Origin of the sequence: Frigidibacter sp., assembly GCF_030695035.1 — a bacterium.
GTDB lineage: Bacteria > Pseudomonadota > Alphaproteobacteria > Rhodobacterales > Rhodobacteraceae > Frigidibacter.
Window position 1 is genome coordinate 153,806 of record NZ_JAUYTT010000022.1, and the last position, 14,522, is coordinate 168,327.

General features: G+C 67.3%; 13 protein-coding genes. 3 read left to right on the plus strand and 10 right to left on the minus strand.

All coding sequences use genetic code 11. From position 1 onward, the window contains the following. Window positions 1–54 precede the first annotated feature (54 nt). The 4 genes from Q8S30_RS19265 to Q8S30_RS19280 all read right to left on the minus strand — a co-directional run bounded on the left by Q8S30_RS19265 (window position 55) and on the right by Q8S30_RS19280 (window position 4,926). Window positions 55–1,668, minus strand: coding sequence for an ABC transporter substrate-binding protein (locus Q8S30_RS19265; RefSeq protein WP_305667643.1), 1,614 nt, complete (start codon window positions 1,666–1,668; stop codon window positions 55–57). A gap of 73 nt (window positions 1,669–1,741) precedes the next feature. Continuing rightward, window positions 1,742–2,458, minus strand: coding sequence for an HAD-IA family hydrolase (locus tag Q8S30_RS19270; RefSeq protein WP_305667644.1), 717 nt, complete (start codon window positions 2,456–2,458; stop codon window positions 1,742–1,744). A 246-nt stretch (window positions 2,459–2,704) separates the two neighbouring features. Further along, window positions 2,705–4,081, minus strand: coding sequence for an aspartate aminotransferase family protein (locus Q8S30_RS19275; RefSeq protein ID WP_305667645.1), 1,377 nt, complete (start codon window positions 4,079–4,081; stop codon window positions 2,705–2,707). 20 nt (window positions 4,082–4,101) lie between these two features. Then, a complete protein-coding gene (locus Q8S30_RS19280; RefSeq protein ID WP_305667646.1) occupies window positions 4,102–4,926 on the minus strand; it encodes a GNAT family N-acetyltransferase in 825 nt (274 codons plus the stop codon). A gap of 307 nt (window positions 4,927–5,233) precedes the next feature. Here Q8S30_RS19280 and Q8S30_RS19285 point away from each other — a divergent pair, with 307 nt between their 5' ends. Continuing rightward, complete coding sequence (locus Q8S30_RS19285; RefSeq protein ID WP_305667647.1) at window positions 5,234–5,902, plus strand: haloacid dehalogenase type II; 669 nt, start codon at window positions 5,234–5,236, stop codon at window positions 5,900–5,902. Window positions 5,903–5,913: 11 nt separating this feature from the next. Next, window positions 5,914–7,191: an FAD-binding oxidoreductase gene (locus Q8S30_RS19290; RefSeq protein ID WP_305667648.1), complete on the plus strand. Its 1,278-nt coding sequence runs from the start codon at window positions 5,914–5,916 to the stop codon at window positions 7,189–7,191. Window positions 7,192–7,254: 63 nt separating this feature from the next. On the opposite strand, the gene Q8S30_RS19295 is transcribed toward Q8S30_RS19290, so the two are convergent. The 4 genes from Q8S30_RS19295 to Q8S30_RS19310 form a co-directional block, all read right to left on the minus strand. Further along, on the minus strand, window positions 7,255–8,730 hold the full coding sequence (locus Q8S30_RS19295; RefSeq protein ID WP_305667649.1) for an NAD-dependent succinate-semialdehyde dehydrogenase: 1,476 nt from the start codon (window positions 8,728–8,730) through the stop codon (window positions 7,255–7,257). Between the two features lie 10 nt (window positions 8,731–8,740). Further along, the gene (locus tag Q8S30_RS19300; protein WP_305667650.1) at window positions 8,741–9,772 is read right to left on the minus strand and encodes a tartrate dehydrogenase; all 1,032 of its coding nucleotides are present in this window, start codon (window positions 9,770–9,772) and stop codon (window positions 8,741–8,743) included. Between the two features lie 7 nt (window positions 9,773–9,779). Further along, window positions 9,780–11,243: an aldehyde dehydrogenase gene (locus tag Q8S30_RS19305; RefSeq protein WP_305667651.1), complete on the minus strand. Its 1,464-nt coding sequence runs from the start codon at window positions 11,241–11,243 to the stop codon at window positions 9,780–9,782. A 127-nt stretch (window positions 11,244–11,370) separates the two neighbouring features. Next, window positions 11,371–11,826: a GNAT family N-acetyltransferase gene (locus tag Q8S30_RS19310; RefSeq protein WP_305667652.1), complete on the minus strand. Its 456-nt coding sequence runs from the start codon at window positions 11,824–11,826 to the stop codon at window positions 11,371–11,373. Window positions 11,827–11,980: 154 nt separating this feature from the next. Between Q8S30_RS19310 and argE the strand changes: the two genes are divergently transcribed. Beyond that, window positions 11,981–13,114, plus strand: coding sequence for an acetylornithine deacetylase (argE, locus tag Q8S30_RS19315; protein WP_305667653.1), 1,134 nt, complete (start codon window positions 11,981–11,983; stop codon window positions 13,112–13,114). A 49-nt stretch (window positions 13,115–13,163) separates the two neighbouring features. Here the strand turns inward: argE and Q8S30_RS19320 are convergent, their stop codons facing one another. Continuing rightward, window positions 13,164–13,517 carry a cupin domain-containing protein gene (locus Q8S30_RS19320; RefSeq protein ID WP_305667654.1) on the minus strand — a complete coding sequence of 118 codons (354 nt, stop codon included), beginning with the start codon at window positions 13,515–13,517 and terminating at the stop codon, window positions 13,164–13,166. Between the two features lie 124 nt (window positions 13,518–13,641). After that, window positions 13,642–14,520, minus strand: a complete 879-nt coding sequence (locus Q8S30_RS19325; protein WP_305667655.1) for an ABC transporter permease — start codon at window positions 14,518–14,520, stop codon at window positions 13,642–13,644. Window positions 14,521–14,522 lie beyond the last annotated feature (2 nt).

Consider the following 14,522-nt stretch of genomic DNA (forward strand, 5'->3'; position numbering starts at 1 on the left):
CCTTTCGCAAAAAACATGGGAGGCCGAGGCAAAGCCCGGCCTCCCGCACCCCAATCAGGCCTCGAGCCAGACGTATTCGGCCATCGCATAGCCCATCTGGCCGCCCAGCGGGTTCGGCTTCAGGCCCTGCAGCTTGGACGACTTCGCATCGACGTTCGACAGGAACACCGGGATCGCGGTGCCGGCCTCGTTCGACACCATCACCTGCATCTCGTCATAGATTTCCTTGCGCTTGGCAAAGTCCAGCTCGCCGCGGGCCTCGACCAGCATCGCGTCGAACTTGGGCGATTTGTACTGGCTCTCGTTCCAGGGCGCGTTGGTGTCATAGAGCAGCGAGAACAGGATATCGGGCGTCGGGCGCGGGTTGATATTGCCGAAATGAACCGGCGCCTTCAGCCAGTAGTTCGACCAGTAGCCATCCGACGGCACGCGCTGGATATCGAACTTCATGCCGATCTCGGCACCCGATTGCTGCAGCACCGTCGCCATGTCGACCGAGGCGGTCGCCGCGTCCGAGGCCACGACCGGGATCGACACGCCCAGCAGACCGGCCTTGTCGAACAGCGCCTTGGCCTTCTCGGGGTCATAGTCCCGGGTCTTCAGCTCGGCATTGTGATAGGGGCTCATGGGCGAGATCGGCTGGTCATTGGCGACCTCGGCCAGACCGCGCATCACCGATTTCTGGATGACTTCGCGGTTCAGCAGGTTCTTCACGCCCTCGATGAAGCCGGCCTTGTCGCCCGGGTCCATATCCAGCCGCATGTTCAGGTTGGTGTAATTGCCCGAGGTGCTTTTCACCAGGTCGATGCCGGACTGGGTTTCGATCAGCCGCATCGACTGCGGCTTGATCGAGGCCGCAATATGGATATCGCCCGACAGCAGCGCGTTGACGCGGGCGGTCTCATCCGGGATGGCGAAATACTCAAAGCTGTCCAGATAGGCGGCGTCGGTTTTGAAGTAATTCTCGTTGCGAACCATGATCGACTTCACGCCCGGCTCGAACATCTCGATCTTGAAGGCGCCGGTGCCGTTGGCGGTGGTGAAATCGGTGGTGCCATCGGCGATGATCATGAAGTGGTGCATGGCCAGGATCGTCGGCAGGTCGGCATTGGCCGCGGCCAGCGTGATCTGCACGGTCAGCGGGTCCACCGCGGTGATCGCCGTCATCTGCTTGGCGATGGAGTTGACCTTGGACCCGGTATTCTCATCCAGATGCCGCATCATCGAATAGACGACATCGGCCGAGGTGAAGGGCTTGCCATCATGGAAGGTGACGCCCGATTTCAGCTTGACGGTCCAGACGGTGGCATCGCTGCTTTCGATGCGGTCGGCCAGTTCCATGACCACCGCGCCGCTTTCATCGAGGAAGGTCAGGCGGTTGTAGACCGAACAGCAGCGCACGTAATCGGTGGACAGCGACGCCTTGGCCGGGTCCAGCGTGTCGGCGGTGGACGAGGACCAGCCGGCGGCCTTCAGATGCCCACCGCGCACCGGCGTTGCGGCCATCGCAGCCGTGGCGCGGCCAAGGATGGTGCCGCCGGCGAGGATGCTGGCGCCGCCCGCCATGAACATGCGCAAGAGGTCGCGGCGGGTCGCGCCGCGGCGGATGGCGTGCTCGACCATCGCGTCGTCGGCTCTGGTCCAGTTCGTGATGCCTTTATCGATCATGGTTTCGTTCCCTGTTGATGCGCCAATGCGCGGTTGTTGTGCCCGTGTCTCCGCCAAGGCGGGCCGGGCGCTTTCAGGCAAATTCCACCTCGACGGCGCCCGCGAGCGCCGCCATCGAGGTGAAATGGTAATCAGGTGTGGTGAAATCGGCCGGGGCGATGGTGCCGCCATAGCCCGCAACATCGTGCCGCCGCTCGATCCAGCAATTGGTCAGCCCGAGGGCGCGCGAAATGCCGATGTCATGATACTGGCTTTGCGCCACATGCAGGATGTCGTCGCGTGTGCCGCCCTCGCCTTCGACAAAGGCAAAGACGTGGTGGAAGAAGGCCGGATCGGGCTTTTCGGTGCCGGTATCGTCGGTGGTGAAGGCGGCGTGGAACGGGTGGCCCAGCGCCGCGTCGAAATGCGCAAAGGCCCAGCGCTGCGCATTGGTCATGGCGATCAGCCGGTAATGCTGCTTGAGCCGCGCCATCGCCGCCACGCTGTCGGCAAAGGGCGCCCAACCGGCCACCCCGTCCCGCAACCGCACGCCAAGCGCCGGATCAAGCGGCAGGCCCAGATCCGGCGCAATCTCCAGATACACCCGCGCGAGGTCATCGGGGAAGCTCAACGCCTCGGGCGTGTAGCGCGCCGTCCGGTACAGCGCCAGCGCCGCCTCGCCGTCCAGATCCACCCCATGCTCGGCCGCAATCGACCGCAGGCTGCCGACAAGGCCCGCCTCGAAGTCGATCAGCGTGCCGACGACATCGAAGCTGAGATAGCGAAAAGAGCGCAGCGGCTTGGCTGGCATGGAGTGTTCCCCTGATGCGGCCCGTGGGTGCAGGCCTGTTCCCTGTCGTGCGGCAGTATTTTCTGCCATTGGTGTGGCCCGCGGTTTTTATGGGCTTCTTCCGTCATTTTCGCGGAAAGCCGCAGTGTGTGACGTTATTCTTGGCCAGTTCGGCGGGGGCAAAACGCTGAACTTGGCAGGCGCGCGGCAGAATGTGCTGAATTGCCGCAGCGCAGCAGAATCAGGCCATGTGCCGCGCGCATCGGGTCAGCGCAGCGCCGCCCGCACCTCCGGGTCTTCCAGCGTCTGATCCAGCGTCAGCCGCGTCCGTTCTACAATCGCGTCAATCTCGGCCTCGGTGCAGCAGAGCGGCGGCGCGTAGCCCAGCACCCCGTTGCCAAAGGCGCGGATCACCAGCCCGTTGGCCCAGGCCCGGTCGAAGATCCGCTGGGAGGGCATCGCGGCCGCCGGCAGCGGCGTCTTCGCCGCCTTGTCGGTCACCAGCTCCACCGCCGCCAGCATCCCGCGGCCGCGCACATCGCCCACCAGCGGATGATCGGCCAACCCGGCAAGGCCTGCCTGCAACCGCGCGCCCATGCGGCGCCCGTTCTCCAGCAGCCCGCCTTCATAAAGGTCCAGCACCGCCAGCCCCACCGCCGCACTCACCGGATGCGCCGAATAGGTGAAGCCATGGCCGATGGCCGCCGCGCCTGCATGGTCGGCGATGGTCTGGTACATCCGGTCCGACAGGAACACCGCCCCCATCGGCACATAGCCCGAGGTCAGGCCCTTGGCGCAGGTCAGCATGTCGGGCACGATGCCCTCATCGCTGCAGGCGAACATCGGGCCGGTGCGGCCAAAGCCGGTGATGACCTCATCCGCCACGAACAGGATATCCAGCTCGGTGCAGACCTCGCGCATTGCCTTCATCCAGCCCGGCGGCGGCACAAGCACCCCGCCAGACCCTTGGATCGGCTCGGCATAGAAGGCCGCCACCCGCCCTGCCCCGCCAACCTCCTCCACCTTGGCGCGCAGCTGCGCCACCGAGGCGGCGATGATTGCCGCCGGATCGCTGCCCACCGGGTTGCGATAGGTGTAGTGCGACGGAATTTTATGCTGCCAGTCCATCGGCAGCCCGAACCCGGCATGGAACACCGGCAGCGCCGTCAACCCCGCGCCCACGGTCGAGGAGCCGTGATAGCCCTGCTCCAGCGAGAGGAACTGGTCCTTCTGCGGCAGCCCCCGCGCATTCCAGTAATAGCGGGCAAAGCGCACCGTGCTGTCCACCGCATCCGATCCGCCAAGCGTGAAATACACATGGTCCAGATCGCCGGGCGCATGATCGGCCAGCCGCGCCGCCAGCCGGATCGGCGGTTCCGACCCCAGCCCGAAATAACCCGTGGCATAGGGCAGCTCGCGCAGCTGCTTCGTTGCCGCCTCGATGACGCTCTCCTGCCCATAGCCGGCATTCACGCACCACAGGCCCGCAAACCCGTCGATCAGGGTACGGCCCTCGGCATCCGTCACCGTGGCGCCCTTGGCCGCGGTCAGCATCCGCACCCCGGCCTTTTCATGCCCGCGCCATGAGGCGACGGGATGCACCAGATGCGCGCGGTCGAGTTCGATCAGGGAATTGCTCAGCATGGGTCTCTCTTGGATCAGGGTCAGCCAAGCGCCTGCGCCGCAAGGGCGAAGCACTGGAACGGGGTTTCGGGGGCAGCCGCGCCGCCGCGCCGCATGGCAATGCCGCCGCCGGCAGGGGCCAGCCCCTGCGCGGCAAGCCAGCGGGCAAGCCCCGCGGCCTCGGTGGTATCGACGCGCAGGAAGGCGCCGGGGCTCTGCGCAAACAGGTAGGACAGCAGGCGCTGTGCATCCTCGGCATGGGCGGCAATCACCGGCCCGGCCACCTCGCCGCGGCCAAAGGCGCGCAGCCCGGCGAAGCCCGCCAGCGCGGCGCCCTCGCGGATCACCGCCAGCCGCCCCACGGCCATCAGTTCGGCAATCAGGTCCGCGCGGTCGGCGCCCGTGGCCTGCCGGTCCAGCGCCACCATCGCGGGCAGGTCGGCTTGCGCCGCCCACTCCACCCCCTCGGGCGCGGCCTGCGCTGCCACGAGGCCCTGATGCTGCAGCACCCGCCCGCAAGCCACGAAGCCCAGCTTTTCATACAGCGGCAACCCGTCGGCGGTGGCGGTCAACCGCCATTCCGGCACCTCCAGGCCCATTACCCGCTCCATCAGGCTGCGCCCCAGTCCGCGGCCGCGCATGGCCGCATCGACGATGATCATGTTCGCCATCGCCACATCGCCAAACGGCGTCGCCAGCGCCGTGCCGACCACCTGGCCCTCTGCCAGTGCCACCACACCCCGGCTCAGCCGCAGCAGCATCTGCCAGTCCTCAGGCCGGTGCGGCCAGCCCGCCTGCCGCGACAGGCGCAGCGCGCCCTCCAGATGTTCGGCGGTAAAGCGGTCGAAGGTGAGTGTATCGGTCATTGCGGCCCTGCTGAATTCGTGGCGTGGGGCCAGCTTAGCCTGGCCGGCGGCGCAGGTGCTTTGGCAGGCCGCCGCGCGGCGCAATCTTCGGCCGTTCCGCCCCCGGCCCACCGCAGAAACTGCCACGCCGGGGGGCGGGCGATTGCCCCGCAGGGGCCACAAGATGCTGCAAGCGCAACTCTGTGCCGCAGAGCCCGCTGCATACGGTGTTTTCTGCTCTCGCCGCCCCGCAAAGCGGCCGGGGGTGGCGGCGCGGGCGGCATAGACTGCGGGCAACAGACCCTTCCCCAGCCCCGAGGATCCGCGCATGGCCCCCTTCCGCCCGAAATACGTCACCTTCGATTGCTACGGCACGCTCACCCATTTCGACATGGCCGGCGCCGCCCGCCGCATCTATGGCGAAACCCTCGACGAGCCGGCGATGCAGAAGTTTATCAAGAACTTCTCCGCCTACCGGCTGGATGAGATTCTGGGCGCCTGGAAGCCCTATGCCGATGTCGTGTCAAACGCGCTGGAACGCACCTGCAAGCTGAACGGCGTGCCGTTCCGGGCCGAGGATGCGCTGCAGATCTACAACGAGGTGCCGACCTGGGGCCCGCATCCCGATGTGCCCGCGGGTCTCGCCAAGGTCGCCAAGGAGATCCCGCTGGTGATCCTGTCCAACGCGATGAACAGCCAGATCATGTCCAATGTCGAGAAACTGGGCGCGCCCTTCTACAAGGTCATAACCGCCGAGGAGACCGGCACCTACAAGCCGCAGATGAACGGCTTCGAATACATGCTGGACGCGCTTGGCTGCGGGCCCGAGGACATCACCCATGTCTCCTCCTCCTTCCGCTATGACCTGATGACGGCGCATGACCTCGGCATCACCTCCAAGGTCTGGGTCAACCGCAAGCACGAACCGGCGAACCCCTATTACGGCTATACCGAGATCGCCGATATCGGCGGCCTTCCCGGCGTGTTTGGGCTGTAGGGGGGCGGGCGATGCAGTTTCAGTCCTACTGGCACAACACGGCGCCCGCCTTCACCGGCGCAGCGGCAGGGCCGGTCGCTGGCCATTACGATGTGGCGGTGATCGGCGCGGGCTTCACCGGGCTGGGGGCGGCGCGCAAGCTGGCCAAGGAAGGCCGCCGCGTCGTGGTGCTTGAGGCGAAGACCGTCGGCTTCGGCGCCTCGGGCCGCAATGGCGGGCATCTGAACAACGGCATCGCCCACAGCTTCGTCCACGCGAAAGAGATGTTCGGGGCTGAACGCGCCAAGGCCATGTACCGCGCCTTCGACCAGGGCATCGAGACTCTGGAGCGCATCATCGCGGAAGAGGGTATCGCCTGCGACTTCCGCCGCTCCGGCAAGCTCAAGCTCGCCTCCAAGCCCGCGCATTACGACAGCCTCGCCCGCAATTTCGAGGCGATCCACCGCGAGGTGGATGCCGAGACCGCTATCCTGTCCAGGGCCGATCTGGCGGGTGAGATCGGGTCTGATGCCTTCCACGGCGGGATGCTGCAGAGAAAAAGCGCCATGATGCATATGGGGCGCTTCGTGGTGGGCCTTGCCGAGGCCGCCGCCCGCCACGGCGCGGTGATCCATGAGAACGCCCCCGTCACCGCCCGCCGCCAGAGCGGCAAGGGATGGGAGCTGACGACGCCGCAAGGCACGGTGACCGCGGACAAGGTGTTCCTCGCCACAGGCGCCTATACCACCTCGGCCTTCCGCTACTTCCGCCGCCGCATCGTGCCGGTCGGCAGCTTCCTGCTGGCAACCCGGCCGCTGACCGAGGCCGAGGTTGCTGCCACCATGCCCGGCAACCGCACCTGCGTGACCTCGCTCAACATCGGCAACTACTTCCGGCTGTCGCCCGACAACCGGCTGATCTTTGGCGGCCGCGCCCGGTTCTCGGCGCGCTCCGATCAGCAGTCCGACGCGAAAAGCGGCGCGATCCTGCAGGCCGCGCTGGCGGGGATCTTTCCGCAGCTGGCGGGGGTGGAGGTGGATTATTGCTGGGGCGGGCTGGTCGACATGACCAAGGACCGCTTCCCCCGCGCCGGGCAGGCCGATGGCGTCTACTTCTCGATGGGCTATTCCGGCCACGGCGCGCAGATCGCGACCCATATGGGCGAGATCATGGCCGACCTCATCACTGGCCGGATCGACCGCAACCCCTGGGCCGATCTGCCGTGGAAAGCCGTGCCGGGGCATTTCGGCCAGCCCTGGTTCCTGCCGCTGGTCGGGACTTACTACAAGTTTCTGGACCGGGTGCAGTAAAGATCGAGGCTTAGTTTTTCTAAGCCTTCGGGGGGCTCATTGCCCCCCGAAGCGTTTCCGGGGTCAGAGACCGGCCATGTGGAAGGCCTTGGTCTCCAGATACTCGTCAATCCCCACCCGCGCGCCTTCGCGGCCCAGACCGGATTGCTTGACGCCGCCAAAGGGCGACACCGCGGTCGAGATGCTGCCGGTGTTCAGCCCCACCATCCCGAATTCCAGCGCCTGCCCCACGCGCCAGGCGCGGCGGTGGCTTTCGGTGTAGAAATAGGCGGCGAGGCCGAAGGGGGTGGCGTTGGCAAGGCGGATCGCCTCCTCCTCAGTGTCGAAACGAAACAGCGGGGCGACGGGGCCGAAGGTTTCCTCCTGCGCCAGATCCATCGCCTCGGTCGCGCCGGTCAGCACCATCGGCGCGGCGTATTGGCCGCCCTCCGGCACCGAAGCGCGGGCGAGGATCACCGCGCCCTTGGCGGTGGCATCGGCGACGTGGCGGGCGATCTTGTCAATTGCGGCAGCATTGATCATCGGGCCGATCTCGACGCCCGGCTCCAGCCCCGGGCCGACCTTCATCACCGACACTTTCGCCGCCAGCTTCTCGGCAAAGGCCTCATACACCCCCGCCTGCACCAGAATCCGGTTGGAGCAGACACAGGTCTGCCCGCCATTGCGGAACTTGGAGGCGATGGCGCCCTCCACCGCCGCATCCAGATCGGCATCGTCGAACACCACGAAGGGCGCGTTGCCGCCAAGCTCCAGGCTCAGCCGCTTCACCGTCGGCGCGCATTGCGCCATGAGCAGTGAGCCGATGCGGGTGGAGCCGGTGAAGGACAGCTTTCGCACCACCGGGTTCGCCGTCAGCTCTGCCCCGATCTCGGCCGGCATCCCGGTGACGATGTTGATGACGCCGGCCGGAATGCCCGCACGTTCGGCCAGAACGCCGAGGGCCAGTGCGGAAAACGGCGTAAACTCGGACGGTTTGATGACGACCGTGCAGCCCGCCGCCAGCGCCGGCGCGACCTTGCGGGTGATCATAGCATTGGGGAAGTTCCACGGCGTCACGATGGCCGACACGCCCACCGGCTCTTTCAGCACCACGATCTGCCGGTCGCCCGCCGGGGCCGGGATCACCGAGCCATCGATGCGCCGAGCCTCCTCTGCGAACCACTTCACGAAAGAGGCGCCATAGGCGATCTCTCCCTTCGCCTCGGCCAGCGGCTTGCCCTGCTCCAGCGTCAGGATCAGCGCCAGATCGTCCGCATGAGCCTCCATCAGCGCGAACCAGCGTTCCAGCGCCGCGGCGCGGGTGGCATGGGGCACCCGGCGCCAGAGCTGGAACGCGCCATTGGCGGCCGCAATCGCCGCCGCCGTTTCGCTGCCCGAGACATCGGGGACCGTGCCGATCACGTCGCCCGTCGCCGGGTTAGTCACATCGACCACCTTGCCGCTGGCGGCCGGCACCCACTCGCCGCCGATCAGCGCCGCCTGCCGGAACAGACCTTTATCCTTCAGCCCCGGAAGGCTGGCGTAAACCCTTGCGTCCATGATGAAACCTTCAGTCCAATGCAGCCAGAACGGCCTTGGTGATCGCCTCGGTCCGGTCCTGCCCCGGAACGGTTCCGATGCCCTGCGCGGTGGTCGCCTCCAGCGCCGCCATGATCCGAGCGGCGGCGGCCGCTTCGTCCAGATGGTCCAGCATCATCGCCGCCGACCAGATCGCGGCGATGGGGTTGGCCACGCCCAGATGGGCAATGTCGGGGGCAGAGCCATGCACGGGTTCGAACATCGACGGGGCAGAGCGGGAGGGGTTGATATTGGCCGAGGCGGCAAAGCCAAGCCCGCCTTGGATCGCCGCGCCCAGATCGGTGAGGATGTCGCCAAAGAGGTTCGACGCCACCACCACGTCAAGGCTTTCGGGGGCCATCACCATCCGCGCGCAGATCGCATCGACATGGTAGTGGCTCACCTCCACATCCGGGTATTCTGCGGCCAGCAGGTCGGTGATCTCATCCCAGAACACCATCGAGTATTTCTGGGCGTTGGACTTGGTGACAGAGGCCAGCTTGCCCCGCCGCTTGCGTGCCTGTTCAAAGCCGAAGCGCAGGATCCGCTCTACCCCCACGCGGGTGAAGACCGAGGTTTCCACTGCCACCTCATCGAGGGTTCCCACATGCACGCGCCCGCCCGCGCCGGAATACTCGCCTTCGGTATTCTCGCGGATGCAGAGGATATCGAACCCTTCCTTGCGCAGCGGGCCCTGCACGCCGGGCAGCAGCCGGTGCGGGCGGATGTTGGCGTATTGCACGAAGGCCTTGCGGATCGGCAGCAAGAGCCCGTGCAACGATACCGCATCGGGCACCAATGCGGGCCAGCCGACGGCGCCGAGGAAGATGGCGTCGAAGCTGCGCAACGTCTCGATCCCGTCTTCGGGCATCATCCGGCCGGTCTGAAGGTAGGTCTCGCAGGACCAGGGGAAGGTCACCGTCTCCAGCAGCCCGGGCGCGGCCTTCTGCGCCACCTCGATGGCGGCACTCGTGACGGGAAGGCCGATGCCATCCCCCGGGATCAGGGCGATACGATAGGTCATGGCATCCTCACAGGTCGATCAGCACGGATTTGGTGCGGCGGTTGGCGTGATAGGCGTCGCGGCCCAGATCCTTGCCGATGCCCGAGGATTTGTATCCCCCCGTCGGCAGGATGTGATCGCGCGAGCGGCCGTAGCGGTTGATCCAGACGGTGCCGGCCTCCAGCCGTTTCATCACCCGTATGGCGCGCGACAGGTCGCGGGTGAAGAGGCCCGCGGCAAGGCCATAGGTCGGGTGATCGGCTAGGGCCATCGCCTCGTCTTCGGTGGTGAAGGTCTGCAAGGTCAGCACCGGGCCGAAGATCTCCTCGGTCACCGCCGTGTTGGTCTGGCTGACGCCGGCCAGCAGGGTCGGGGCATAGAAATAGCCGGGGCAATCGAGCCGGGATGCGCCGGTGAGGACTTCTGCGCCTTCGGAGATGGCAGCGCCGACCAGCGCGTCGATCCGGTCCAGTTGCCGGGCCGAGATGATGGGGGAGTATTCGGTGGCGGCGTCCCATGTCGGGCCGATGCGGCCGGGTTTCAGGCGGGCGATGAGGGCTTCGGTCAGCGCCTCGGCCACGTTCGCCTCGACCAGAACCCGGCTGCCGGCGACGCAGACCTGGCCGGCGTTGAACGTGATGTTGCGGGCGATACTGTCGGCGGCGAGGGTCAGGTCGGCATCGGCAAAGACCAGTTGCGGGCTCTTGCCGCCCAGTTCCAGCGTCATCGGCTTGACGCCGCTGCGCGCGATATTGGCCATGATCGCCGATCCGGCGGCGGTGGAGCCGGTGAAGCTGACCTTGCCGATGCCGGTATGGCCGGTGAGGGCGTTGCCGGTGGTGGGGCCGTCGCCAAGCACGACGTTGACCAGCCCCGCCGGAATGCCCGCCTGCACCGACAGTTCGGCCATGCGCAGGGTGGCGAAGGGGGTCATCTCGGACGGTTTCAGCACCACGGCATTTCCTGCGGCGAGCGCGGGGCCCAGCTTCCAGCCGGCCATCGAGATCGGGAAGTTCCAAGGCGTGATCGCGCCCACCACGCCATAGGGTTCGGTCACGATCATGCCCAGCTGATCGCCGCGGGTGGGCACCAGATCGCCGCCTTCCTTGTCGGCCATTTCCGCGAAGAAGCGGATCTGCTCGGCCGTGATTGCGATGTCCCCGGCGACCAGCTGGCGGATCAGGCGGGTGGAGGCGACGGCTTCGAGTTGGGCCAAGTGTTCGGCCTCCGCCTCGATCAGATCGGCCCAACGGTGCAGGGCGCGGGTGCGGTCGCGCGGCTGGCACGATCCCCAACCTGATGATTTCAGGGTGGCTTTGGCGGTGCAGACCGCCTCGTCCACCAGATCGGCACCCGCGATGGGCAGGCCGGCAAAGGCCACCCCGTCCGAGGGGCGGTGCAGGGTCATCGCCTCGGGTGCGGGCCGGTAACTGCCGCCGATGAAGTGGCCCTTTGGCAGGTCGAGCGCGTCGGGGTCGAAGGAAAGGCTCATGGCGGTCTCCGGGGGCTGGCTCTGCGGGTAGTCTAGCGCGGGGTAGCCCGCAGATTGCGTCGGGGCCACCCGCGTTGCAGCGGATAATTCCGTTTGGCGCGGGTACGGCGCAATTCCCTGTGGGCGGTCAGGGGGCGGGCTTTGGCACGGTCATGTAGTATTCGGGATGCGGCACCGGGGCGTAACCGGCCTTGGCATAGACGGCATGGGCGTCGCGTGTCGCCAGCATCCAGCTTGTCACCGTCGCAAGCTCGGGGTGGCTGCGGATGGTCAGCGCCAGCCAGGGCGCAAGGCTGCGGCCGCGATGGGGTGGCAGCACGAAGACGTCGCGCAGATAGGCGAAGACGGCATAGTCCGTGACCACACGGGCGAAGCCCGCCATCGCGCCATCCGGGGCATAGAGGCCCATCGGCAGCGACCCGGCCAGCGCGCGTTCCAGCACCGGGCGGGGAAGACCGTCTGTCCAGTACGCCTCATCGGCCAGAAAGCGTTCGACTAGGGAAATGTCGATCCGGGCACGGTCGGTGGACAGGCTGTAGCCGTCGGGGCGGGTCCAGGTCTGGGGGGCGAGGGGGTGGATCATGGCAATCTCCTTGCGGGCAGGATGACATGGGGACAGGTGTATTGCAGACTGTGATGCGCTGGCGATCCGCAGGGAATGTCGCGGCGGGCGCCCCGTTCGGCACGATCTGCGGGGCGCGCCGGTGAGGATGGGAAAACCCCGGAGGAAGCCTGACATGACGCCCGAAGCCATCCCCGAAGCGATCCTGGCCGATCTTGTCGCCTGCGCCGATCTGCCCGGCGCGCCGAATGCACGTGTGGCGGGGTGTGTGCAGGCGCATCTGGCGCGGGCGGGGGTGGAGTGCGCGGTGTTGCCGGGGCCCGAGGGCGACCGGGTGAACCTGTTCGCCACCATCGGGCCGCGCGACGTGCCGGGTTATGTGCTGTCGGGGCATATGGATGTGGTGCCGGTGGCGGGGCAGGTCTGGGCCAGCGATCCGTTCCGGCTGCGGGCCGAAGGCGGGCGGCTCTATGGGCGCGGGGCGACGGACATGAAGGGTTTTCTGGCCTGCATGATCGCCATGGTGCCGGAGTTTCTGGAGATGGGCCTGCGCCGGCCGATCCATCTGGCGTTTTCCTATGACGAGGAGATCGGCTGCCGGGGCGCCCCTCACATGCTCGCCCGGCTGCCGGAGCTTTGCGCCCCGCCGCTGGCCTGTATCGTGGGCGAGCCGACGGATATGCAGCCGGTGCTGTCGCACAAGGGCAAGCAGGCGCTGGAGCTGGTGATCGAGGGGAAGGCGGCGCATAGCTCGCAGCCCGATCTGGGGGTGAACGCGATCTACCCGGCGGCAGAGGTGCTGCTGTTCATCCGCGATCTGGCGGCGCGGCTGGCGGTGGAGGGGCCGTTCGACGCCCGCTTCTCGCCCGCCTGTTCGTCAGTGGTGGCGGGGGTTGTGCAGGGCGGCGCGGCGGTGAACATCATCCCGGACCGCTGTACGGTGCAGATGGAGGTGCGGTCCGTCCCCGGGCAGGCGCCCGAGGCGATCAGCGCCGAGGTGCTGGCGCGGCTGGCGGCGCTGGAGGGGGTGCGGGTGTCGCATCGCGAGCTGGCCAGCTATCCCGCGCTTCCCCCGCCCGAGGACCCTGGACTGGCCGACCTGCTGGAGCGGCTGACGGGCAAGCCCGCGCTGCAATCGGTGAGCTATGGCACGGAAGCCGGGCTGTTCCATGCGGCGGGGGTGCCGTCGATCATCTGCGGGCCGGGCTCGATTTCCCGTGCGCACCGGCCCGATGAGTTCGTGACGGTGGCGGAGCTGGCCGAGTGCTGCGCCATGCTGCGGGGGCTGGGGCAGGTGGCGGCGGGCTGACCCGCCGCATTGTCCGTATTGCGGCGGGTTACCCCCGCCGCGCCCGCGATCAGTAGGCGACGACGTAGATCTTGCGCACGGTTTCGATGGTGCGCCAGGTGCCCACGAAACCGGGCTTCATCACGAAGCTGTCGCCAGCGCGGTAGGTGACGGGCGGCTGGCCGTTTTCGGTGAGTTCGACGACGCCTTCGAGGATATGGCAGAATTCGAAGGTCTCGCCCTTGATGGAATGGGTGAGGCCGGGGGTGGCTTGCCAGACGCCGGATTTGATCTTGCCATCGCGGGCCTCATCCATCGCCCAGGTGCTGAACTCTGGCGCGCCCTCGATCAGGCGGTCGGCGGTGGGCAGGGCATGGGTCGGGGGGAAGGTCGGGTTGTGGTCGAGGGTCTTGAGCAGGGTCATGGTCGTCTCCTTATGTCGGGGGCAAGATACGCGCCCGCGCCGCAGCCCCGCCCCCGATCTGGGGCGCGGGGGCGCAGATCGTGCCGAAGACCGGGGGGCGGGGAGTGGATAGTTCTTTCGGGCCTCAGCCCGGACCGCTGCGCACGTCGAGCGCGTCGCGCAGCCCGTCGCCGATGAAGTTGAAGCTGGTGACGGCCATGGTGATGGTGATGCCCGGCACGATGGCCAGCCAGGGTGCGCTGGCAAGGTATTGCTGCGCGCCGTTCAGCATGTTGCCCCAGCTCGGCAGCGGCGGCTGGATCCCGTAGCCAAGGAAGCTGACATAAGCCTCCAGCAGGATGGCGCGGGCGACGGTCAGCGTGGCGGCGACGATGATCGGGCCCATGGCGTTGGGCAGGATCTCGCGGAACATGATGTGACTGCGGCTGAGGCCCAGCATCCGTCCGGCCTGCACGAATTCCCGCTCGCGCAGCGACCGGACCTCGGCCTCGACGATACGCGCCACCTCCATCCAGCTGGTGACGGCGATGATGACGGTGATCATAGTCGGACTGGGTTTCAGCAGCGCGGCCAGCGCCAGCACCAGGAAGATCGACGGGAAAGCCAGGAACGCATCGACCATGCGCATCAGCGACGCGCCGACCCAGCCGCCGCGATAGCCCGCGACCACGCCGACGAAGGCCCCCAGCAGCGTTGACAGCACCATCGCGCAGACACCCACCAGCAGCGAGGTGCGCCCGGCCATCAGCAGCCGCGCGGCGATGTCGCGGCCAAGCGGGTCGGTGCCCAGATAATGCTGCCCGGTCATCGGCGGCGCGAAGCGGGCGCGCAGGTCGATATAGAGCGAGTCATAGGGCAGCAGCCACGGCCCCGCCACACAGGCCAGCGTCAGGGCGGTGATCATCACCACCCCGATCAGCGCCAGCCGGTGCCGCGCGAAGCGGCGGACGGCGCGGCCTTGCCACCAGCGGCTGCGCGGTTCGGAAAGGGAAGCTGTGGACATGT

What these genes read in the sequence shown, in the direction of transcription:
- Q8S30_RS19310 (WP_305667652.1), bottom strand. Translation starts at nt 11,826, where the DNA reads ATGATCCACCCCCTCGCCCCCCAGACCTGGACCCGCCCCGACGGCTAC.
- argE (WP_305667653.1), top strand. Translation starts at nt 11,981, where the DNA reads ATGACGCCCGAAGCCATCCCCGAAGCGATCCTGGCCGATCTTGTCGCC.
- Q8S30_RS19305 (WP_305667651.1), bottom strand. Translation starts at nt 11,243, where the DNA reads ATGAGCCTTTCCTTCGACCCCGACGCGCTCGACCTGCCAAAGGGCCAC.
- Q8S30_RS19285 (WP_305667647.1), top strand. Translation starts at nt 5,234, where the DNA reads ATGGCCCCCTTCCGCCCGAAATACGTCACCTTCGATTGCTACGGCACG.
- Q8S30_RS19320 (WP_305667654.1), bottom strand. Translation starts at nt 13,517, where the DNA reads ATGACCCTGCTCAAGACCCTCGACCACAACCCGACCTTCCCCCCGACC.
- Q8S30_RS19290 (WP_305667648.1), top strand. Translation starts at nt 5,914, where the DNA reads ATGCAGTTTCAGTCCTACTGGCACAACACGGCGCCCGCCTTCACCGGC.
- Q8S30_RS19265 (WP_305667643.1), bottom strand. Translation starts at nt 1,668, where the DNA reads ATGATCGATAAAGGCATCACGAACTGGACCAGAGCCGACGACGCGATG.
- Q8S30_RS19300 (WP_305667650.1), bottom strand. Translation starts at nt 9,772, where the DNA reads ATGACCTATCGTATCGCCCTGATCCCGGGGGATGGCATCGGCCTTCCC.
- Q8S30_RS19270 (WP_305667644.1), bottom strand. Translation starts at nt 2,458, where the DNA reads ATGCCAGCCAAGCCGCTGCGCTCTTTTCGCTATCTCAGCTTCGATGTC.
- Q8S30_RS19280 (WP_305667646.1), bottom strand. Translation starts at nt 4,926, where the DNA reads ATGACCGATACACTCACCTTCGACCGCTTTACCGCCGAACATCTGGAG.
- Q8S30_RS19325 (WP_305667655.1), bottom strand. Translation starts at nt 14,520, where the DNA reads ATGTCCACAGCTTCCCTTTCCGAACCGCGCAGCCGCTGGTGGCAAGGC.
- Q8S30_RS19275 (WP_305667645.1), bottom strand. Translation starts at nt 4,081, where the DNA reads ATGCTGAGCAATTCCCTGATCGAACTCGACCGCGCGCATCTGGTGCAT.
- Q8S30_RS19295 (WP_305667649.1), bottom strand. Translation starts at nt 8,730, where the DNA reads ATGGACGCAAGGGTTTACGCCAGCCTTCCGGGGCTGAAGGATAAAGGT.